Origin of the sequence: Colwellia sp. MB3u-4, from assembly GCF_014077065.1 — a bacterium.
Classification (GTDB): domain Bacteria; phylum Pseudomonadota; class Gammaproteobacteria; order Enterobacterales; family Alteromonadaceae; genus Cognaticolwellia.
In genome coordinates this window covers 79,259-100,184 of sequence record NZ_JACGVE010000074.1, presented here as the reverse complement: position 1 = coordinate 100,184, position 20,926 = coordinate 79,259, and the positions used below count along the sequence as shown (strand labels likewise).

The 20,926-nt window shown below is 40.9% G+C and carries 20 protein-coding genes; 7 read left to right on the top strand and 13 right to left on the bottom strand.

All coding sequences use genetic code 11. From position 1 onward, the window contains the following. Positions 1 to 5: 5 nt before the first annotated feature. Complete coding sequence (locus H4J61_RS05940; protein WP_182184339.1) at positions 6 to 572, bottom strand: chorismate lyase; 567 nt, start codon at positions 570 to 572, stop codon at positions 6 to 8. Between the two features lie 346 nt (positions 573 to 918). On the opposite strand from H4J61_RS05940, the gene H4J61_RS05935 reads away from it, so the two are divergent. Further along, the gene (locus H4J61_RS05935; protein ID WP_182135782.1) at positions 919 to 1,299 is read left to right on the top strand and encodes a flagellar basal body-associated protein FliL; all 381 of its coding nucleotides are present in this window, start codon (positions 919 to 921) and stop codon (positions 1,297 to 1,299) included. 220 nt (positions 1,300 to 1,519) lie between these two features. On the opposite strand, the gene glpG is transcribed toward H4J61_RS05935, so the two are convergent. The 4 genes from glpG to H4J61_RS05915 are packed head-to-tail and all read right to left on the bottom strand — an operon-like array spanning position 1,520 to position 4,963. Then, on the bottom strand, positions 1,520 to 2,422 hold the full coding sequence (gene glpG, locus H4J61_RS05930; protein ID WP_259363136.1) for a rhomboid family intramembrane serine protease GlpG: 903 nt from the start codon (positions 2,420 to 2,422) through the stop codon (positions 1,520 to 1,522). After that, positions 2,386 to 2,718, bottom strand: coding sequence for a thiosulfate sulfurtransferase GlpE (gene glpE, locus H4J61_RS05925; protein ID WP_182135780.1), 333 nt, complete (start codon positions 2,716 to 2,718; stop codon positions 2,386 to 2,388). Before glpE ends, glpG begins: the two co-directional genes overlap by 37 nt. Beyond that, positions 2,718 to 3,746, bottom strand: coding sequence for an L-threonine 3-dehydrogenase (gene tdh, locus H4J61_RS05920; RefSeq protein ID WP_182135779.1), 1,029 nt, complete (start codon positions 3,744 to 3,746; stop codon positions 2,718 to 2,720). The genes glpE and tdh overlap by 1 nt, the downstream gene beginning before the upstream one ends. 2 nt (positions 3,747 to 3,748) lie before the next feature. After that, entirely contained in the window at positions 3,749 to 4,963 is a 1,215-nt protein-coding gene (locus H4J61_RS05915; RefSeq protein WP_182135778.1) for a glycine C-acetyltransferase, read from the bottom strand. A gap of 177 nt (positions 4,964 to 5,140) precedes the next feature. Here H4J61_RS05915 and H4J61_RS05910 point away from each other — a divergent pair, with 177 nt between their 5' ends. Together H4J61_RS05910 and waaA are read left to right on the top strand one after the other, a co-directional pair. Continuing rightward, complete coding sequence (locus H4J61_RS05910; protein ID WP_182184338.1) at positions 5,141 to 5,569, top strand: Lrp/AsnC family transcriptional regulator; 429 nt, start codon at positions 5,141 to 5,143, stop codon at positions 5,567 to 5,569. Between the two features lie 112 nt (positions 5,570 to 5,681). Then, positions 5,682 to 6,974, top strand: coding sequence for a lipid IV(A) 3-deoxy-D-manno-octulosonic acid transferase (waaA, locus tag H4J61_RS05905; protein ID WP_182184337.1), 1,293 nt, complete (start codon positions 5,682 to 5,684; stop codon positions 6,972 to 6,974). 42 nt (positions 6,975 to 7,016) lie between these two features. Here the strand turns inward: waaA and H4J61_RS05900 are convergent, their stop codons facing one another. From H4J61_RS05900 to H4J61_RS05890, 3 genes are all read right to left on the bottom strand, one after another. Next, the gene (locus H4J61_RS05900; RefSeq protein WP_310650037.1) at positions 7,017 to 7,622 is read right to left on the bottom strand and encodes a PepSY domain-containing protein; all 606 of its coding nucleotides are present in this window, start codon (positions 7,620 to 7,622) and stop codon (positions 7,017 to 7,019) included. 93 nt (positions 7,623 to 7,715) lie between these two features. Next, a complete protein-coding gene (locus tag H4J61_RS05895) occupies positions 7,716 to 8,159 on the bottom strand; it encodes an NUDIX domain-containing protein (RefSeq protein WP_182184335.1) in 444 nt (147 codons plus the stop codon). 20 nt (positions 8,160 to 8,179) lie between these two features. Beyond that, positions 8,180 to 9,268 carry a glycosyltransferase family 9 protein gene (locus tag H4J61_RS05890; protein ID WP_182184334.1) on the bottom strand — a complete coding sequence of 363 codons (1,089 nt, stop codon included), beginning with the start codon at positions 9,266 to 9,268 and terminating at the stop codon, positions 8,180 to 8,182. 48 nt (positions 9,269 to 9,316) lie between these two features. Here H4J61_RS05890 and H4J61_RS05885 point away from each other — a divergent pair, with 48 nt between their 5' ends. Then, entirely contained in the window at positions 9,317 to 10,072 is a 756-nt protein-coding gene (locus H4J61_RS05885; RefSeq protein WP_220461197.1) for a 3-deoxy-D-manno-octulosonic acid kinase, read from the top strand. A 139-nt stretch (positions 10,073 to 10,211) separates the two neighbouring features. Here the strand turns inward: H4J61_RS05885 and H4J61_RS05880 are convergent, their stop codons facing one another. Beyond that, positions 10,212 to 10,868 carry a TetR/AcrR family transcriptional regulator gene (locus H4J61_RS05880; RefSeq protein WP_182184333.1) on the bottom strand — a complete coding sequence of 219 codons (657 nt, stop codon included), beginning with the start codon at positions 10,866 to 10,868 and terminating at the stop codon, positions 10,212 to 10,214. Between the two features lie 172 nt (positions 10,869 to 11,040). Between H4J61_RS05880 and H4J61_RS05875 the strand changes: the two genes are divergently transcribed. Continuing rightward, complete coding sequence (locus H4J61_RS05875; RefSeq protein WP_182184332.1) at positions 11,041 to 11,421, top strand: nuclear transport factor 2 family protein; 381 nt, start codon at positions 11,041 to 11,043, stop codon at positions 11,419 to 11,421. Between the two features lie 87 nt (positions 11,422 to 11,508). Beyond that, positions 11,509 to 12,003, top strand: coding sequence for a pantetheine-phosphate adenylyltransferase (gene coaD / locus H4J61_RS05870; protein WP_182135770.1), 495 nt, complete (start codon positions 11,509 to 11,511; stop codon positions 12,001 to 12,003). Positions 12,004 to 12,396: 393 nt separating this feature from the next. Here the strand turns inward: coaD and H4J61_RS05865 are convergent, their stop codons facing one another. Both H4J61_RS05865 and H4J61_RS05860 read right to left on the bottom strand, forming a co-directional pair. Continuing rightward, positions 12,397 to 12,603, bottom strand: a complete 207-nt coding sequence (locus H4J61_RS05865; protein ID WP_081150364.1) for a cold-shock protein — start codon at positions 12,601 to 12,603, stop codon at positions 12,397 to 12,399. Between the two features lie 107 nt (positions 12,604 to 12,710). Continuing rightward, positions 12,711 to 13,034 (bottom strand): hypothetical protein, encoded by a 324-nt coding sequence (locus H4J61_RS05860; RefSeq protein ID WP_182135769.1) that lies wholly within the window; start codon positions 13,032 to 13,034, stop codon positions 12,711 to 12,713. A gap of 666 nt (positions 13,035 to 13,700) precedes the next feature. Here H4J61_RS05860 and H4J61_RS05855 point away from each other — a divergent pair. Next, entirely contained in the window at positions 13,701 to 14,246 is a 546-nt protein-coding gene (locus tag H4J61_RS05855) for a class I SAM-dependent methyltransferase (RefSeq protein ID WP_259363134.1), read from the top strand. A gap of 68 nt (positions 14,247 to 14,314) precedes the next feature. Here the strand turns inward: H4J61_RS05855 and mutM are convergent, their stop codons facing one another. Both mutM and H4J61_RS05845 read right to left on the bottom strand, forming a co-directional pair. Then, positions 14,315 to 15,244 (bottom strand): bifunctional DNA-formamidopyrimidine glycosylase/DNA-(apurinic or apyrimidinic site) lyase, encoded by a 930-nt coding sequence (gene mutM, locus H4J61_RS05850; protein WP_182184331.1) that lies wholly within the window; start codon positions 15,242 to 15,244, stop codon positions 14,315 to 14,317. Positions 15,245 to 16,098: 854 nt separating this feature from the next. Further along, complete coding sequence (locus H4J61_RS05845) at positions 16,099 to 20,763, bottom strand: DUF6701 domain-containing protein (RefSeq protein WP_182184330.1); 4,665 nt, start codon at positions 20,761 to 20,763, stop codon at positions 16,099 to 16,101. Between the last annotated feature and the right edge of the window lie 163 nt (positions 20,764 to 20,926).

The window sequence follows — 20,926 nt, the reverse complement described above, 5'->3', positions numbered from 1 at the left end:
CTCTTTTATTTTTGATAGGCAATGGCATTAGGTAAAAATATTTCTGCCACCATTAAGGGTTTATCATCAAGGACAAAAACCGAACGACGACCCCAAAGGGCTTGTGGGGTGTTTTTTAAGGCTAAATAATTGGCGAGATTCGCGACACTAGAGTCTTGGTCAAACACAGCCACTTCAATTTTTTTGCGCCGTAAATCGGGATGATTAAACAATACCTGCCCTAAAGACTGCGTACCCAAATGCGCTAACTCTTGCTGAGCGCCGGTTAAAGAGCTTAAAGGCAATAGACTTCGGGCGAATACTTGTGGAATATCGTCACAATACAATAATACTTCGCGTACCAATACTGGCTCGCCCGCGCTAATATCATCATTGGCTTCAACCGCATCACAGACTTGTATGCATTGGCCTAGTACTTCGACACGAAATGGTTGACCATGGGATTTCAGTCGTGCGGTTAATGAACTAGGATCGAGTAACCAATCGCGTAAGCTAATGGGCAGGGTAAAGTTTTCTGGTGGCTGCCAGTTTGCGACCATTTGCACAGGAAATAATGAATGCTCTGTTGTCATACTTGAAAACTATTTAACGAAAAACGACGTATGATAGCGTTTAGCAGGGTAAAAATACAGTGCACTCCCTGTATTGAATAACGCTTACTTACCCTACTTACTGACGCCCGTAGATATTAGCGATTTTAGGCCAGTATTATTTATTAGGTATTTATTAGGCATTAATTAGGCATTAATTAGGCATTAGTTTGATATTAGCTAGATATCAGTCAGATAAGCGTCAGATAAAAAAATCGCTAAATAACTCAACGTATGATCAAAATTCAGGTTATCATTTAATCGCAATCAACCTATTTACTGTTTGACTATAAACAGTAAATTTATTAACCAATTTGAGTTTTAGTGTATGAAAACATCCATTGTTTTAATCTTAGTACTGCTTAGTTCGTCTTTTGCCAAAGCGGCTGATTATGCTTACTTTGGCTTCGAACCTTCGATAGTAACTAATTACGTGGCCGTTAAGAAAAAAATGGGCTATGTTCGCCTAACGGTAGAGTTGATGATTGAAGACTCGGTAAATTATACGATTGTTGAGCATCATGCACCCTTGCTGCGTGATGCCATTATTAATATTATTGGTCAACAACCCGAGTCACAAATAAAATCAATCAATGGCCGCAATGAAATACAGCTTTTGTGTGAAGAGAAAGTTAAACAATTATTAGCAGAAGAAACAGGTAAGCCATTAATTAAAAAGCTGTTATTCACTCAATGGCTAGATAACTAAAGGCTACTAAACCAACTAGCCATCATGAATGCTCACAGTGTTTGATGAAAGCACATGCACACCTATGTCACTCACTTTGTCAGCTATGGATTAAAACAAGCGACTACTTGGATATTTATTGAATCATTACTCACACGAGTGATTAAATAAATACCTTACCTTTCGCGATTTTTCCTATATAAAGCCAATCAACTAATGAATGCAGCAGGTATTATTCATATCAGCTAGTGTGTTTTTTATCTTGTAAAACGTGAAGATAAGCCAGTAGACAACCACTGAGCAAACCTAATAAATGTGCGGTGTTCGCGACATTAATCGGCATTAAGCTGGTATAACCTAATAATAACCAAAACAGCATAAAGCCAATAATGGCTTTAGGCAGTGATAGACCTTTTTCTGGCTGCAACCAACCCAGCCACCATACATAGCCAACCAATGCATATACTACGCCCGATAAACCACCAAAGTTGGGGCCATCAACAAAAAATTGCCCTACATTAGACACCAGTGCAGAAATAATCAATAACTTGACTAAGCTAGCTTTTCCCATCACTTGCTCAACCGAACCACCCAATTGCCACCACCACATAGTATTAAAAATAAGATGCAACCATGAGAAGTGAAAAAAAGCGGGGCCAATTAATCGATGAGGTGCTTGTAATACCGCATCAAAGCTTAGTTGTGGGTAGAATTGTAAATAATGAAATATTGTATTGCCCCAGCCAAAATTACTGGCAAGAAAAACCAACCAACATAAGCTGAAAACCACTGAGGTGACTATACCCGCATGAGCAAAAAACTGAGTTTTAAAACTGCTCAATAAAGCTGGAGAACTGGAGTTAACCTTTGTCACATTACTATTTTGCCAAGCGGCTTGCTGATATTTAGCCTGGTAAGGCTCAGCGATAAATTGCTCAAACTCTTGTTGAGCAAAATCATATTTATCAGCTTGGCAATAGATAACAAAATCTGCCTCTTCATTTTGCACCTGCGCCTGAACATCAACTGTGTTCAGGTAGTTGCAAAACAGTAAGGCAATATTGTGTTGGGTGACTTTTACCAGTGGCCGTAGTTCTTGTTGCAACATTAGCGAGCAACAGCATCCGGATGTTGCAACTGCCAATCAGTAAAACCGCCATCCAAAGAATAAACCTCGGTAAAGTCTTGGCTGATCAGAAACTGCGCCGCTTGTTGGCTTGAAATACCGTGATAACAACACACCACTACAGGGGCGTCAAAATCAGCGGTACGCAAAAATTCAGCTAAACTGTCATTACTTAAATGTATAGCATTAGGGATATGCCCAGATTGAAACGAAGCGTGATCACGAATATCGACCACCACATGCGTATCACTTGCTAACGTTTGATGCAGTTCACTGATTTGCATATGTTTAAAAACTTCTTCGCTACTTGCCATTATTTTTCCCAGTTTAAAATTACTTTTCCCGATTGCCCTGAACGCATGATATCAAAACCTTGCTGAAAATCATCAATATTAAAGTGATGAGTGATCATTGGTGATAAATCTAGGCCTGATTGAATTAAACTGGCCATTTTATACCAAGTTTCAAACATCTCACGACCATAAATGCCTTTGATGGTTAAGCCTTTAAAAATAACCTGACTCCAGTCAATCGCCATATCCTGTCCAGGAATACCTAACATAGCAATTTTACCACCATTATTCATGTTGTCTAACATATCGATGAACGCCATAGGTACCCCTGACATTTCCATACCCACGTCAAAGCCTTCAGTCATGCCTAAATCGTTCATCACATCAGTCAGCTTTTCTTTAGTGACATTAACCGCACGAGAAGCGCCCATTTTACGCGCTAAGTCTAAACGGTATTCATTCACGTCTGTGATCACTACATGACGTGCACCAACATGCTTTGCCACCGCTGCTGCCATAATACCAATTGGGCCAGCACCTGTGATTAAAACATCTTCACCCACTAAATCAAACGACAGTGCGGTATGAACCGCATTACCAAAGGGGTCAAAAATAGCCGCTAAGTCATCTGAAATTTCATCAGGTAATTTAAAGGCGTTAAAGGCGGGCAGCACTAAGTATTCAGCAAAAGAACCTGAACGATTGACGCCGACACCCACAGTATTGCGACATAAGTGTGTGCGACCTGCGCGGCAGTTGCGACAATGACCACAAGTGATATGGCCTTCACCAGAAACGCGGTCACCGACGGCAAAGCCACGTACTTCTTGACCCATGCCAACCACTTCACCGGCATATTCATGGCCAACCACCATAGGGACAGGAATCGTTTTTTGTGCCCATTCATCCCAGTTATAAATATGAATGTCGGTACCGCAAATTGCGGTTTTTTTAATTTTGATCAGCAGATCGTTATGGCCCACTTCTGGCATAGGAGACTCTGTCATCCAAATACCAGGTTCAGATTTTAATTTCGCTAATGACTTCATGTTTAACCCTCAATCACTTGCATTTCTTTACCAATGCGCACAAAGGCTTCAATGGCTTTATCTAATTCAGCTCTGGTATGAGCCGCAGAAATTTGTGTACGAATACGCGCTTGGCCTTTAGGGACGACAGGGAACGAGAAGCCAATGACATAAATGCCTTCAGCTAATAATCGATCAGCCATAGCGCTAGCTACTTTGGCATCACCCAGCATAACCGGAATAATAGCGTGATCAGCACCGGCACAGGTAAAACCGGCGGCTTCCATTTGGCTTCTAAAATAGGCGGCGTTGTCTTTTAATGTTTTGCGTAATTCGCCACCTTCGGCTAATAAATCAATCACAGTAATTGAGGCATTAACAATCGCAGGGGCTAATGAGTTAGAAAATAAGTAAGGGCGTGAACGTTGACGTAACCATTCAACCACTTCTTTTTTCGCCGCAGTGTAGCCACCTGATGCGCCACCCATGGCTTTACCTAAAGTACCGGTAATAATATCAACACGACCCATAACATCGCAGTATTCATGGCTGCCACGGCCTTGTTCACCAACAAAACCCACTGCATGTGAGTCATCAACCATAACCATGGCGTTGTATTTGTCAGCTAAATCACAAACCGCTTTAAGATTAGCAATAACGCCGTCCATCGAAAATACCCCGTCGGTAGCAATTAGCTTAAAGCGGGCGCCGGCTGCATCAGCCTCAATTAAACGCGCTTCAAGTTCAGCGGCGTCATTATTGGCATAACGAAAGCGTTTTGCTTTACATAAACGTACACCGTCAATAATCGAGGCATGGTTAAGTGAATCACTAATAATCGCATCTTCAGGCCCTAACAAGGTTTCAAACAAACCGGCGTTAGCGTCAAAACATGAAGAATACAAAATAGTATCTTCCATACCTAAAAAGGTACTTAATTTTTGCTCTAAGGTTTTATGAATGTCTTGTGTGCCACAAATAAAACGCACTGAAGCCATACCAAAACCGTGTTCATCTAAACCTTGTTTAGCGGCGGCAATTAATGCGGGGTGATTAGCTAAGCCTAAATAGTTGTTAGCACAAAAGTTCACGACAGCTTCGCCGGTGTTAACCGCCATTTGTGGTTGTTGCGCCGTCGTTATTACTCGTTCAGCTTTATATAAACCGTCTTCTTTCACTTGGTTTATTTGCGTGGTTAAATGGGCATAAAAATTGTTGGTGCTAGCAGAATCGGTCACATTAATTCCTTAAAAAATAAAAGTCTTTCAATGACGTTATTATCCGCCCAGACCATAATATAAAAAAGTGACATTACTTAATAATTTGTCTTTTTTTATAGTCAAATTGACATATAACTATGTCAAAGTGTAATATTATGGCTGTTTTCTTGCTTTTTGCCATTTTAGGAATGCCCATTGTTAACTGAAAAAGATGAAGAACTACTGTCAATATTACGGCTCAACGCCCGAGCCAGTGTGTCTGACATAGCCAGAGCAACCGGTGTTTCAAGAACGGCGATACAAAACCGACTGAATAAGCTTGAAAATAATCATGTTATCGAAGCCTATAGCGTCGTTTTAGGCCGTAAATATACCAGCCAATTAATTACCTCTAATGTGTCATTAAAAGTAAACCCAAATTTGCGAAAAACTATCTGCTTAGCCTTGCGAAAAGTTCACCAAATCAGTCATATATATTCTATTAGTGGTGAATACGATTTATTAGTGTCAATACAAGCGAGTACCTTAGAGAAGCTAAATGAAGTACTCAACATGGTTTGTTCACTTGAAGGCGTAGCCAGAACTAATTCATCCATTATTCTTGATACAATTTTTAAACGTTAATATCTGCTTATACACGAGATTAATATCAGCCCATACCTGAGATTAAAGTGAAAGTTCAGCAGTCGCTAGGTATACTGTTCAACATTGATTTTTAGATTTTTGAGCTAGTTAAGTGCGTTTTACTCTCGCTTTAGTTTTATACCGATTATTATTTCTTATCTTAACACCACTACTTTTGCTGGTATTATTGTTGCGCTCGCTAAGTCATCAAGCTTATCGACAACGCTTACCTGAACGTTTGGGTATGCTGGCAAAAAATTTTCAGCCCAACGGCATTATTGTTCATGCTGCCAGTGTGGGTGAGGTTATCGCCTTGCAACCTTTTATCTCCCAACTGCTGAGCAACTATCCTCAAGTACCCATCACAGTCACTACTTTTACCCCCACAGGCTCAGCACAAGTGCAAAAACTATTTGCTAATAAAGTGCAGCATTGTTATTTGCCGCTAGACAATATTTTTTCTACCGCTTTATTTTTAAAACGCTTAAAGCCTAAAGCGATGATTTTTATGGAAACTGAATTATGGCCAAATTTAATCACTCAGTGCGCAAGTCATGATATCAAACTGATGTTAGTCAACGGCCGATTATCCGACAAATCCATGCGCAGCTATAAAAAAATCGCTTGGTTGATCACCCCAACTATTCGCTGTTTTGACAAAATATTAACCCAAAGCCAAGTCAACCAAGATAACTATTTGGCAATGGGGGCAAACACGGCAAGGTGCGCGTTATCAGGTAACTTAAAATTTGATATCTCGTTAAATCATGATGTAGCAACTAAACAACAAGCGTTAAGCACTTTATTGGTAGATAAGCGTAAAATTTGGTTAATAGCCAGCACACATCCTGGTGACGAAATACTGGCATTAAAGGCCTTTGAGCAAGTAAAGCAGCACGACAGTAACGCCTTACTGATTATTGTGCCGCGACACCCTGAGCGCTTTGAACAAGTCGTTAAACTCGCAGCAGACGCCGGTAATCAAGTGCTCAGGCGCAGCCAAAAAAAGCTGGTAACACTCAATACTCATGTATGGGTTATTGATACCTTAGGTGAACTACTGGCCGCATGCGCACTAGCTAACGTAGTGACCATGGGGGGCAGCTTTAGTGATATAGGCGGTCATAACCCATTAGAGCCGGCATTATTTCAAAAGCCAGTCATTGTTGGCCCAAATATGAGTAACTTTAAAGAGATTTTAGCGCAACTAATTTCAGCACAGGGCATAGTGCAACTTAATGAAAATAAAGCGATGGCGCAAGCGTTAGCGCAAGAAGTTATGCGCTTGCTGGTTGACGAAACGAGCGCACAAACACTGGGCCGAAATAGCTATAAAGTCGTGCAGGCAAATCAAGGCGCAACGGCGCAGTCTTTAATTGCACTGCAAACCTTATTAACATCATAAATGCTTGAGTTAATCTTAGTAGCTTCAGCGTTAAGGCTAAGATTAAGAGCGTGGCTTAATATAAAGCCTAACCCCTAAAACAGTGAGCGAAATCAACAAGAGTAGGCCAAATATACCTAACACTTGATTGATGCCCTTGAACGGTGTCCACTGCAAATAATGTACTTGGTACAGTAAGTTAATTAATTCGGTGTCTTGCCCCGTTTGGCTTAATGTCAGGCTATGCCAATCAAGCGTTACCTTCACGCCTGTGCTGGTTTGTGCTGATAAACCATCAACACGTACAATGTCGCCATAACGCGCCTGATTGTCGCTAAAGGCATCATTTAACAGGGCTTTAAACTGTAAGTTTGTTGGCGCTGGTTTATCGAGTAGTGATACTGGGTCCAAATGCTCAACTTTATGGCTAGATTTGACCAACAGATGAGCCCCTAAAATGGTGTTAACTAACCTTACTTCCTGCCAGTTTTTCTTTGGAGTAACGTTCAACCCTTGACTCAAAGGGTGATGTTTTACTGATAATTGTTCATAAGCGCCCTGATAGCCAGGTTTAATAAAAAATACTAATCCGGTCAGTGTCCAACCCAACATAGGTAACACTAAAGTCAGGCCAATGATCTTGTGTAGTTTTCTACTTTTCATCTCTATATTCTTGTTTTTATTGGTGCTTGGTTATTAGTTTTTGGTTATTAGTTATAGGTTTAGCATGGTGACTAACAGGCTAGCCGGACTGATTAATCATTATGCTTTAGTCCGCGCTTGTGCTACTTCCTGTAATAACACAGGTATTGAAAAATCTGCTTGTTTATCTAAAGCTAACGGAATTAACCACTGTAAATTTGGAATAATATTGCTTGGCAATTCAGTGAGTTTAATAATATGTACGGGCTCTTGCTCAATGGTTTTAGCACTAAAAGCCAGATCAGAATGTGCAAAATAAACATCGACATCATAACAATGGGGCCGGTATATTTTTGCATAACAGGTCCAATCGGCTTTGTGGGTTGTAACGCCAGTTTCCTCAATAAATTCTCTGACCATGGCATCAACTGATAACTCATTAGCTTCAATTTTTCCGCCAACACCATTAAATAAACCACACTGCCATGGCGGATTTTTTTTCTGGATTAACACCAGATGACTCGCGTCTTGAGAGAACAAAAAGCCGGTAACATATTTTTTCATAGCTAGACCTAAATGCTGGCTTAGAGCAACTCTGGATAGTTATCATGCATAAGGCGATCAATGGTTTTCTTTACTTGAGTAATGCTGATTTGCATCATTAAATCTTTACCTTTAGCACGGGTACCCCAAGGTATTTCTTCAACGCTTTGTTTATATTGTAACTTTATTGCTGCAGCATAAGCACTGACAACATACTGTGGATACAAGTAAGGACCTGTGCGTTTGGGATTACTGTGAGCATATAAACCTACCACCGGTGTTTCAACCGTCACCGCCATATGAGCCGGGCCAGTATCGGGTGCCACCACAAGGTGAGCAACTTTTAATACCGCTAACAACTGTTTTAAGCTAGTTTGACCGACCAAATTCTGTATTTCATTTTCACCCTGGCTAAAGTTACTGCGACTAATGATCGCCTCGGCAAGTAATTTTTCCATTGTGGTTGGGCCGCCACATATCACCACTTTAAAACCACAAAGGCTTAAATGCTCCGCTATTTGCGAGTAGCCTTCAGTATGCCAATTACGTTCGGCTTTACTGGCGGCAGGGCAAATCACGGCAATGGGTTTGCCGGCAGTATTCGCGGCACTGAGCTTTTCACTGGCCCATAACTGAATGTCATCTGTTAACGGCATTTGCCATAAGGGGGCAGTAACTTCCAAACCTAGGGCTTTGGCAAAGCCCATAAAACCGTCTAGCACATGAGGCTGATTTTGCGGCGCTATTTTTTTATTGGTGAATAGCCATTGACCTTCTTTTGCGCGTTGGCGATCAAAGCCAATTTTGACCTTGGCTGAAATACATAGGCTGGCAATACTAGCGCGCAGTGCAACTTGCATATGCAACAAAACATCAAATTTATGGCCTTTAAGGGTTTGCCTTAAGTCGCGATAGCCTTTTAGGCCGGCACGTTTATCAAAAATAATAAACTCAACGCCAACCATATCTTGTAATAAGCTCGCTTCAATCTTGCCTATGACCCAAGTGATTTGGGTTTCTGGCCATTGTCGCTGAATATTTTGTACCATAGCCACCGCATGACATACGTCACCAATGGCAGATAATCGCAATAAACATAAATTTTTCGGAGCAGATAATTGACCCAGCATAAAGGATTCACCACAATAGGAGCAGAAATATAATATAGGCCTATTATCTTGAACCAGCCCGCAATTGTAAAACCTTGTCTTGAAAAAATTTTTCAGCAAGGCCATGTTTATTGTCGATACGACAGTGATGAAGTTAGCACTTTTATACCTGAAATGCTTAATAGTGATTATTGGCAAGCAAAAAATAGTGTCGTGGGCAGTGCTCAAGGTCGTGGCACTACTTGGTTTATTGCCACTGAAAACGCTATGGGCACGGTGCAAAACTGGGTGTTGCGTCATTACTATCGTGGCGGTTTAATTGGCAAAGTAATTAAGGATCAATATTTATATACCGGCATGGCAAATACGCGTGCGGCTCGCGAGTTTACTTTGCTCAAATCCATGCGGGCATTAGGCTTACCTGCGCCAAAACCTATTGCTTTTCGGGTGATTAAAAATGGCTTGTTTTATCGCGCTGATTTATTGTCATCACGGATTGAAAATGCCAGTGATTTGGTCGGCTTGCTCAGTAAGCATGCAATCAATGACTTGCTTTGGCAACAAATAGGCAAGGTAATAAAGGCTTTTCATCAGCAAGGTATTTATCATCACGATTTAAATGCTCATAACATTTTAGTTGATGACAATGATCAGGTTTGGTTAATCGATTTTGACCAAGGTGAACAGCGCAAGCAGCAGACTAAATGGCCAGCAGAAAATATGGCTAGACTACTGAGATCGTTTCGCAAAGAAAATAACAAGATAACGAATTTTCAATGGTGTGAAAAAAATTGGCAAGCGTTATTAAACGGCTACCAGTCTTAGAAGTTAAGCTATGGCGATAGCCGAGGTGTGCTGGTAGTTTGAGTTATTACTAACTGAAAGTACTTTGAGTAAGTACTTTCAGTGTCATTCAATGCTTATGCATTACTTATACAGTAGTTAAGTGAGCTCTAAGCAGTAGTTAAGCGACCTCTAAGCTATTTTGGCAACGTTGACGGTACATAGCACGAGCTTCTAAAAATTCATCCTTAGCTTCATCGCTAATGTAAGGCTGAATTATGACTAATATTTTCAATACCCCTTGATAGAACACTGCGTCGTTAATTTCGTTATCATTATTTTGTGTTTGATAAAAACTGAGCCAAAAAGTGTTTACTAAACGTAAAATACTGACAATATCAGGTAGGTCTTCATCTAAAAAATCCATCATGTTTGCGTTACGCAGCGACAGTAACAATTCACTTACGCGTTGTGCAATAAAGCCTTGTACTTCAACATATTTATCGTGCAATAAAGGATTTTTTGCTAGCAGTACCGGTAAATTACTATAAAAGAAACGAAACTTCATCATCGCCAGAAACACCACATCCATATACAAAATAATGGCATCAAGTGGTTTTACATCAGGGTTCACTTCCGGCATGGTTTCTATTAAAAGGTTGCGCGCATACTCTTCATAGATCGAAAGTATAATGTCTTCTTTATTGCGAAAGTGGTAATACAGATTACCAGGGCTAATACCAAGATCAGCGGCAATGTGATTGGTGGTAACATTACGCTCACCTTGTTCATTAAATAAGACAATGCTGGCTTGAATTATTTTATCCCGAGTTTTCATGGACACTACTTCTTGTATTGGTTGTTAGATATTTTTCCATCATACTATCAAAATCAGCGATAATTAAAGCATTTCGAGTAAATACTTTAAGTAAGCTTAATATTGACACCTGTTAGATTTGGTTGCATCTTAGTTTACAGTGAACAAAAACCAAACAAAAGGAATAATAAAAATGCTTAATAATTGGCACACCCTGATAAAAAATAAAGCCATTGATCAGGTTTCTACTTTGCTTGCTGACGACGTCACCCTATTTTCACCTGTTATCCATACACCTATTCAAGGAAAAAAAATGGTCAGCATGTACTTAACGGCGGCCTTTCATACATTTCTAAATGGTACATTCAATTACGATCGAGAGTTTTTAGGCGCTAATTCAGCCGTATTAGAGTTTTCGTTAAACATACAGGGTATCGACATCAATGGTATTGATATGATCACATGGAATGAGCAAGGAAAAATTACTGAATTCAAAGTAATGATCCGCCCTTACAAAGCGTTAAATATGATTAATGATCAAATGACGGCCATGTTAGCTAAGCTGAAACAATAGGGCGGTGTTTAAATTATTTGATTGCTTTGAAATTAGCGGCCTCAACAATTACAATAGATTTTTACTCATTTGAAAATAGCTAAAATTATGTCAGTTAAAGCGATTTATCCAGGTACCTTTGATCCTGTCACCAACGGTCACACCGATTTAATAGAAAGAGCAAGCCACTTATTCAGTGAGGTTGTTGTTGGTATTGCCGCTAGCCCGAGTAAACAGCCACATTTTGATTTAGCCGAACGGGTTGCTTTACTTGAAGCCGTCACCAAACATTTACCGAACGTTACCATCGCCGGCTTTAGTGGTTTATTGATAAATTTTGCTAAAGAGCATCAAGCAAAGGTGTTAATTCGTGGTTTACGTGCGGTTTCTGATTTTGACTACGAATTTCAGTTAGCCAATATGAATCGACGTTTAGCCCCAGATTTAGAGTCGGTATTTTTAACACCGGCCGAAAAAAATTCTTTTATATCTTCAACGTTAGTTAAGGAAGTGGCGTTGCACAATGGTGATGTCAGCGAGTTTGTTCATCCGATTGTAAAACAAGCACTTGATAGCAGTATGCGAAAAAATATAAAACAATAAGCACAATATGGCGCTCTGTTGTTTATTGTTATGTAGGCAAATGAACAACAGTCGCTTATTTGCCACTTTTGAGCTCAATATACTGAGTAATAGCTTAAAGTCACAAGTAGCAGATAAAAAGGCATTATGCTTATCTTGTCAGTAACGGGCGAAGGTAACAGGGGAAGTACAAGGAAAAGTGGAAATGAAAGGGTAATAGAAGCCAGGTTTTCTCTTAATAAATATAAATAAGCGAGTACGTATTACGCACTCGCTTATTTAACCTTACGCTGGATAAGTGTTTCATAGTACTTAAAAATTAAATATATGAATTAACTTTATGCCTAATAACGACGTTATATCGAGATCAGGCCATTGGCTTATCCTTAGCTCAGGTTACTTATGTGCTAGCGCTTAAACAGCAACTACTTTATTAGCACATGGACCTTTTTGACCTTGGCCAACTTCAAACTCAACAGCTTGGCCGTCGGCCAATGTTGCGTATTCACCACCAGATTGGATCTCTGAATGATGAACAAATAAATCTTTGCTGCCATCTTCTGGAGTAATAAAGCCGAAACCTTTATCTGCATTAAACCACTTAACTATACCTTTGCTCATATTATTCTCTTTGTCTTCGGTGAAAAATATAATTCTGACTTGCTATCACCATTACAAATCAGAACTTAAAATTATTTGCGCTATTTTAGCAAAAAACAGTTTACGTTTTAACGTAGCTTACCATTTTTATTTTTAGTGTTAGCGACCTTTCGCGCTATAGCAAGTAACTCAGATGAAATATCATCGCTACCGGCTTTTATTAACTTGCTGACATCACCCGAAGAAAATAGCGAACCACGCTCAGACTTTACGCCTAACGAACGCACAAAATCTTTTGTTTTTCCGGTACTAGCTGTCGCAATATATTGAAAAATAATTTGTTCATTAAAGCTCTGAGGCTCTGCCTGCAGGGTAGCAATTTCATCGTTAATTGCTTTAACTTCTAACGTTAAGTTTTCAATTAATTCGGCAATATTTTCATAAGATTTCATTAAGTTATTTAACCTGATATTTGAATAAGAGTTCTGTAAACAACTAAAAACCTGCCATATGCATTGATTTATAATCCCAATAATGAAACTTTAGCGCTTTTCAGGCATTTTATAAAGTAATAGGCTCTAATACTCATAAAACAACACCGATAGGCATTAAAAGTGCCTTAATAGGCAATTCATTTATCGACAGCTCAAGTGCTTTATCTCTTACCGGATTATCTGAATTTATTCATGGCGTTCACTTTACAAGCGATAAAATACTGTCGTTAACAGTATAAGTGCCAAAATCAGTATAACCATACTGTGCAAAACACTATTGTACAGTGAATGAAAGTCAGTAAATAGCTTTTGAATGCCAATACTTTATGAAACAGTTCATTTTTTGTAAAGTATTGCTGGCCACACCAGCTTTTATCAGGAGTGAATTCAATCACGTTGGTATTAATTTTCTTTTAAATCCAAACGATTAGCTTGGCTTATTGGCTCAAGATTAAAGTAAATCTGCTCTGAGCAGCTTTAATCGTGTTTATTTACTTGGCAAGGTTATTTAACATTATCGCCATGATTAGCCAAGTAAAAACAGCAAAAGGCATTGCATAAGCAAAAAATCATGGTTAACGTATGACTAAAAATAGTGATACCTGCCCGTCGTGGAATTAACCCTTGATAATATTTGATGTTTTACTGTTAATCACTATGGCGTTTATTGCCATGTCGTTGATATACAGCACCATAAAGTTAGGTATATCCCCGATGCCAAGCTCAAAGAAGGCCTATAAAGCCATGCTAGCATTAGCGGATGAAACGGGTACTGGCCCTATTGTTGATTTTGGCAGTGGTTGGGGCAACTTTGTGATACCTATGGCCAAGCGTAATCCCCAAAGGCAAGTTATTGGCTATGAATTGTCTTTACTGCCGTGGCTTAGCTCAAGATTACTTAAAAAAATAGGGCGTTTAAATAATCTCACCTTGTATCGGCAAAATTTTTATCAGGTAAACTTACCCGCAGCAGCAGTCATCGTTTGTTATTTATATCCGCAAGCAATGCACAAAATCAAGCATAAACTACTGACCAAACAACCCAAGGTTGACTTTTTGATCAGCAATAATTTTGCCTTGCCATCATGCCAGCCTGAAAAAATAATACGGCTTGATGACTTCTATAAATCACCAGTTTATTTGTATAAAATGGCTAAAATAAAAGGTTAATTTACCGACTTTAGTTTATAGCCTTTAGTGCAAGAATAAACAGGGGAGCCCTGAACTTTTTTAAGCCGTTATTGGTTAGCGCTTTTGCTTTTAAGCGCTTTTTTCTTAACGGCAAGCTGCTTTGTGGTGACTTTTACTTTTGCTTTCAGTTTTTTATTCTGTACATTTTTAGGGGTGTTTTCTGGTAATACTTGGCATTGTGGACAAAACACTGAGCTGCGATTAGATTGACGAATTTCTTCTAATACACTTTGGCAGCCATCACATTGCTGACCGGCACGGCCATAAACAAAAAGTTTTTGGGCAAAATAACCTGGTTTACCATCTGCTTGTGTAAAGTCTTTTAAAGTAGTGCCACCGAGTGCAATGGCTGCAGCGAGTACCCGCTTAATAATATCGGTTAATTCATTAAACTTCGCTTCACTGATGCTATTCACTAGCGTAGCAGGATGAATGCTGGCGATAAATAGTGCTTCATTGGCATAAATATTACCAACGCCTACCACAACATGATTATCCATTAAGAAGGTTTTAACCGGCACTTTTCGGTTACCGGCTTTGGCAAATAAATGCCCATAAGTAAAGTCATCTGTTAGTGGCTCTGGGCCCAATTTGGTCAATAAGCCTTGCAAGTCATGATGTTCAGGAAACCACAATACAGCACCAAAACGGCGCGGATCATTTAATCTCAACATTTTGTCGTTCGCAAATAATAGCTCAAAATGGTCATGCTTTATCGCAGGCGTGTCGTGCTCAAGAATGCGCACTGACCCCGACATGCCTAAATGTAATAACAAGGTGCCACTAGAAAACCTGAGCAATAAATATTTAGATCGACGCTCTATTTTTTCTAAGGTTTGCCCAACAACACTATGCACTTCATCAGGAATAGGCCAGCGTAATTTGGCATTGCGAACCACCACGTGGGCCACTTCCTGCCCTGAAATATGGGGCGTAATACCTAAACGACAAACTTCAACTTCTGGTAACTCTGGCATAATACTCTTATATCTCTGAATTTTAGCTATTTAATAATAAATTGGGAGGGGGAGGAAATTTTAAATACAAGTGATAGTATTCAGGAGTATTAATCCCAGAACACCACACATCAAGTATTGTAGCATGGCTTAAAGCGGGTCTTTTTAATTTAAAAAGGGAATTGAGTTTATTAGCATTACGCCATTGTTAATCACTCTTTGGTAGTTGATTATCATTGTCTAAGCTGAAATTAACATCGCTATTTATCTTTGTTTGGCATTAAGGCTGATAAACCCAATAATAGTCGCTGCAGATGATTGTTGGCCCATGACAATAATTAGTCCGCTAAACGGTTGACGGACTGAAGTCCGACCGACAAAAAATGGTTAATCCATCAGATTGACTTCCCATTTAACAGTTGCCCCATGTAGGTTGGACTTTAGTCCATCAAGTTAAATGAAATTTAACCGTGTTTGGCATTAAGGCTGACAAACCCAATAATAGTCGCTGCAGATGATTGTTGGCCCATGATATTAATTAGTGCGCTAAACGGTTGACGGACTGAAGTCCGTCCGACAAAAAATGGTTAATCCATCAGATTAATTTCCCATATAACAGTTGCCCATGTAGGTTGGACTTTAGTCCATCAAGTTAAATGAAATTTAACCGTGTTTGGCATTAAGGCTGATAAACCCAATAATAGTCGCTGTAGATGCTTGTTGGCCCATGATGTTAATTAGCCCGCTAAACGGTTGACGGACTGAAGTTCGACCTACAAAACAACCCTCTAAGCAGTAGACTTAATAACTAGTACTCTCGTTGATAGAAAACCTTGAAATAGTCCTTAGTGTCATTATTTCAAGGTTACTGACTATTATTGATTAAACACTTCCTTCCAAGAGATGATTCTGTCATTACCTCGAAACTGGCCAAACGAGGCAACCGCTGAAGGGTCATCTTCATATTCACCATTAAGGTTCCAATCATATTTCAACCAATCTAAAGCATCATACGACACACCGATTTTTCCTTGACGTGGAGCGCCAGGTGGATTTGGAGCACCAGGTGCGGCCAATTTAATTGTCCGTGTTTTACCCGCAATGAAATATCCCTTTGCTGCCGCCAATTCTGGGTCTGGCAGTACACCGGTTAATGCAGGGTCTAAACTAATATTGCTCAGTGTAATCTTGTTGGTATCATAACTGACGCAATTATTATCTGAGCTGACAATAAAACCATTGTCAGTAAAATGTTCAATTTGCATCGGTTGTGGCAAGTCTGACGTTTCAGGTCCAAAGCTGTTTTGTAACACTAAGCGGCCAAATCGAATTTCAACACCGCTTGGTGAGGCATCAACTGTGCTTGTCACGTTGACGGTATCTGTGTCTATGATAGTCGCAGTAGAAAAGTTAATATCTGAGTTAAATGGCGCCACTCGTGTGTTCGCAGAGCGGTTATAAAAAAAGTTATCACTCTCTGACAATTGGTAGTGTAATACCCCTTTGGGTAATGCAACGGTAGGCTGTGCGGTTAAATCATTTTGACTCAAGATACCCGCAGTCATATTGGCTGTTAAGGGCAGTTTGTTATTATCAACGCCGGTTGCTACTTGGTCTAATGTGGGCGCAGTAATACTTATATTCGCCGTGCTGAGCTTCATATAGTCATTCGCGCTATCTTGATTGTCTTCATAATAATTTTGGGTAATAACACCTTGTTTGTTACGGGCGGTAATGGCAAATACCGGATTGATGGCGTATGAAATTGTCCCCATACTATCGTTAGTTGCATTTTTTTGGCCACTATAAGCAAAGGTGGTTGCTGTATCACAAACCGCCATAAAAGCGCCATTTTCGGCTACGGTTTGTGTGAAATGATCAGGAATAAAGCGACCAATATCGATAGCAGTAGCATCAATCACAATACCTTCATTGCCATAATTACTGTCTTGAAGGCCTAGATTTAGTAAGCCCACTTCTGAATATTGCGCGGCCGTATAAACCGACTGCCCTGAAGAAAAATTATTGAGCGTGACACTTTCGAATACCGGACTAATACTAGTTGCTAGCGAGCTCGCTGCGGCATAAGTTAGCTTACCGTCGACACTATCCGTTAAGGTAGGACCTGTGCGCTCAAGCTTAAGCTGCATTGCTCCAGGTGAATAATTTGGCGTGATGACGCCAAGGCTATTGAAGGCGCTTACGGTTAGCGTAAAATTATCGCCTGCAGCATGTGTTGGGCTGGCGGTTGCCGCAGCGCCATTTAAGTGGCTTTCTCCTAATGTAGCACTGACCACAAGCTCGGCTGGGCTGACCCAGAACGGATTGCTATTGCCGGATAGTGTTACGCCGTCTAGGTCATAATTGGCATGCAGACGAATTTGTCCCGCATCGTGATATATGGGTGTCGGTATTATTGCAATACTGTTGGCGCCAAAGATTAATTCGGTACGGGTGACGCCTGAGTGTTTTGCAATATCATTACCCTCAATACTAAAACTGAGACCACTAGTGCCATTAGGTTCAAGGTTTTTCTGCGATAAATCGACATTGGTATTACCGGTAAATAAACCCGTACATACACCATTACTGTTTTGCACTGCTTGCAGCTTTAAAGTTTCGCTAAATACTGAACCTGCAGTTTGATTAGGCAAGGTTGTGCTATTGCTGTCACCATAGAGAAATCTGAAACCCGCATCGGTAAATATCATCTCACAACTAGTGCCATTGCTATTGTCACATACTAGAGGGTTGGCCGCTGTAATGGTGGCATTGGCGAGCGAAAAAGTCAGGGTCTCAGCAAGGCTATGATTAAAATCTACGTTAGTACTGCCGACAAAGCTTGGTGAACTCATAACAGCAGCGTCAGCCAGAAAATCAAGTGTTACTGATTCAGTACTCAAATTGGAACAGTTTTCATTGCTACAGGCTTTAATTAACACAGTCTCCTCGTCACAGGTTAAGCCTTGGCCATCATGAGCAATTTCATAATGGTGAATAGCAGGGATACAAGCATGAGTTTCAGTATAAACAGCTGAAATTTGGTTTTCAGTCAAAGCACCGCTATAGACCTTTACTTCATCGATATCTCCAGTAAATCGATTGTTGATCTCACCTAAATCTGTTTCTCCACCAATAGTTGTGGGGCCATTATCTTCTCCCCAAGTGCCCGTGTAGGTATCGCTAGTGCTGCCTCCTGTAAGGGTTTGTGCAACACCATTAATATAAATCTGCCTAGTTTTGGTGACACTGTTGTGTACGGCCGCAACAAAAGTCCATGTATTTGGCGTAATAGAGGTCGTGGTATCAACACTAACAGGGTTAATAGCGCGAGAATAAAATCTTAGCTGGCCGTTACCTAGATCACCTAAACTAAAGCCAAAACCTTGGGTGTCATTTTCATCATCAAGAAATATTCTCGAGTCGGGATCAAGATTACTTGGGTTGATCCAAGCTGTTATGGTGAAGCTGCCGGTTAAGTTTTCAAAACTATCAGGTAGCGCTATGTAATCATTGTCACCATCAAAGCTGCCATAACCACAGGTTCCTGGGTTACCCACAATTGAAGGATTTACTGATTTAGTGAAAGCGCCATTAATCGCTTGTGTATTAAAATTACCGGTTTCATCAATAATTTCTTCGGCATTGCCTGCCCATGTGGGCTCATCGAAACGATATACGGCCAAAGGTGTTGTGGTTAAGCAAGGATGCCGTTCAGCCATAATAGTTTCTACTTGGCCCGTGGTTAAAGCACTTTGGTAGACGCGTACCTCGTCGATTAGACCGTGAAAATTATAATCTGCATTATATGACCAACCGCCAATGCGTAGTTCGCTAGCAACATAAGCTCGACTGTTGATTGGTGAGCCATAAAGTTGAGTTAGCTCTTGTTCTATACCATCGATGTGCATGCGGTTACGAGTGACATTACCGTTGGTGAACTCGACAGCGACATGATGCCAGCCATTGGCTAACCCATCGCTCGAAATACCATAAATATCATTATTTCCAGTGTTAAATCCTATTGAGCCAGCGACCATCCAGATATCGTAAACCTGCCAACCAACAGGCATGACACTATCTTCGCCATCCCAATTCATCCAGAAGGTTACTGTGGTTTTTATGCCATTAGTGGTGGTATTTAATGGCAAGCCTGTTGCCTGAATAGACCCATCATTTTGACTAGCATAACCACAAGTGCCAGGGTTGCCAGTTAGGGCTGGCGAAGCGATTTGAGGTGTAGAATTATTATTAACCTGAGCATTGTAGTTATTACCGGTGTGGTCGAAAATCTCACCGGGACTACCATTCCAAGTAGCTTCCTCGAAGCGGTATTCTAGTAGTGGTGTAGCTTTACAGCCAACGGTGCCAATTAAGTTACTGGCACCTAAAGTGACAGCGCCAGTGGTGGTGAAAAAACCACCGCAACTATCACTGACACCTTCTAGCGTAGTACTTGCACCAGTGAGGATGTAAGAGCCGGCAAAAAAAGACCCGACTAGATTGACACTTGCGCCTGCAGATATGTAGCCTCCTGCATTCCAAGTGATGGTGCTGTTGGGGGTTACATCGACTAATTCAATTACCGTACTGGCACCAAAGGCAACGAAGGAGTCGCTATTGATAAGCCAATGGCCATCTACACCTTCGCCATCCAAGGTAATGGTGATGCCAGCAGTGGTGGTTAGTGCTGTTGTATGATAAACACCTTTTTTAAGTGTTGTACTTACGGTCATCGACGTAGTGAGTTGATTTGCTGCCGGAGCTTGCATAGCGGCTAGATCTGCTTGTATAGCTGCAAGTTCCGGACTCTGATCATCTATCGGCTCTTTGGGGGCATTAGAAAATGTCTCACTACTGTTTTCTGTAATTGTCCCCCCAACAGTTGCATCTGCGGCTAGCGTAACACTAGTTCCGGCTCTAGCATTACCTGCTACTGCTGAATTTACACCAAGCGCTACAGCGCCGCTCCCAGCCTGAGCATTGCCGCCAATGACGACATCGGCACCGAGTGTTAGGGCGGTTCCGGCTGTCGCATCGCCGTTAACTATTGAATTTGCGCCAAAGTCTGTGGATGAGGAAGCTCCGGACCTAACATTGCCCCCGATCACTGCCTTGGTACCGACAAGTATCGCGGCGCCAGCCGTAAGGTCGCCACCAACAATAATATTGCCATCTATGGTCGTGGCGCCAAGTGTTGCTGCGTCTCCGGTGGTAAAGTGGCCCGCAACCGTTGAGTCTGCACCAATCGTACCCGCGTCACGGGCCTCAACAAAGCCACCAATTTTTACAGTGGCGTCAAGTGTGACAGCGGCTCCGGCGATAAGGTGGCCACTGACGGTTGAGCTTGCACCTATCGTGGCAGCGGCCTCTACTTGAATATTACCACCAACGATTGAACTCGCACCCATGGTGATGGCCGCGCTAGAGTAAATCGTCAAGTTATCTAGAGGGGAGGGTAATTGGGGCGGCAGTTCTGCTTGTGCGCTAGACACAACAAAAAGTAGTAGAATAAACAGGTATTGCTTGGTATACGTCATAAAGTTGGTTTCTTATAATTATGAGTTGTATAGATAGTAGTGTGTATAAAAGTGACGTTGTCACTTTCGTTGCTCATTAAACGTTGGATTTGCCTAGTAGCCTAGCTAACTATCGCTCCAATTTTGTTATGCTATTGTTGGCTTTGAACTTAGCCAGTCGACA

Bases quoted from the DNA above. Each gene is read 5' to 3' on its own strand.
- H4J61_RS05940 (WP_182184339.1), bottom strand. From the start codon at position 572: ATGACAACAGAGCATTCATTATTTCCTGTGCAAATGGTCGCAAACTGG.
- H4J61_RS05935 (WP_182135782.1), top strand. From the start codon at position 919: ATGAAAACATCCATTGTTTTAATCTTAGTACTGCTTAGTTCGTCTTTT.
- glpE (WP_182135780.1), bottom strand. From the start codon at position 2,718: ATGGCAAGTAGCGAAGAAGTTTTTAAACATATGCAAATCAGTGAACTG.
- tdh (WP_182135779.1), bottom strand. From the start codon at position 3,746: ATGAAGTCATTAGCGAAATTAAAATCTGAACCTGGTATTTGGATGACA.
- H4J61_RS05895 (WP_182184335.1), bottom strand. From the start codon at position 8,159: ATGAAAAAATATGTTACCGGCTTTTTGTTCTCTCAAGACGCGAGTCAT.
- H4J61_RS05890 (WP_182184334.1), bottom strand. From the start codon at position 9,268: ATGCTGGGTCAATTATCTGCTCCGAAAAATTTATGTTTATTGCGATTA.
- H4J61_RS05880 (WP_182184333.1), bottom strand. From the start codon at position 10,868: ATGAAAACTCGGGATAAAATAATTCAAGCCAGCATTGTCTTATTTAAT.
- H4J61_RS05875 (WP_182184332.1), top strand. From the start codon at position 11,041: ATGCTTAATAATTGGCACACCCTGATAAAAAATAAAGCCATTGATCAG.
- coaD (WP_182135770.1), top strand. From the start codon at position 11,509: ATGTCAGTTAAAGCGATTTATCCAGGTACCTTTGATCCTGTCACCAAC.
- H4J61_RS05865 (WP_081150364.1), bottom strand. From the start codon at position 12,603: ATGAGCAAAGGTATAGTTAAGTGGTTTAATGCAGATAAAGGTTTCGGC.
- H4J61_RS05860 (WP_182135769.1), bottom strand. From the start codon at position 13,034: ATGAAATCTTATGAAAATATTGCCGAATTAATTGAAAACTTAACGTTA.
- mutM (WP_182184331.1), bottom strand. From the start codon at position 15,244: ATGCCAGAGTTACCAGAAGTTGAAGTTTGTCGTTTAGGTATTACGCCC.
- H4J61_RS05845 (WP_182184330.1), bottom strand. From the start codon at position 20,763: ATGACGTATACCAAGCAATACCTGTTTATTCTACTACTTTTTGTTGTG.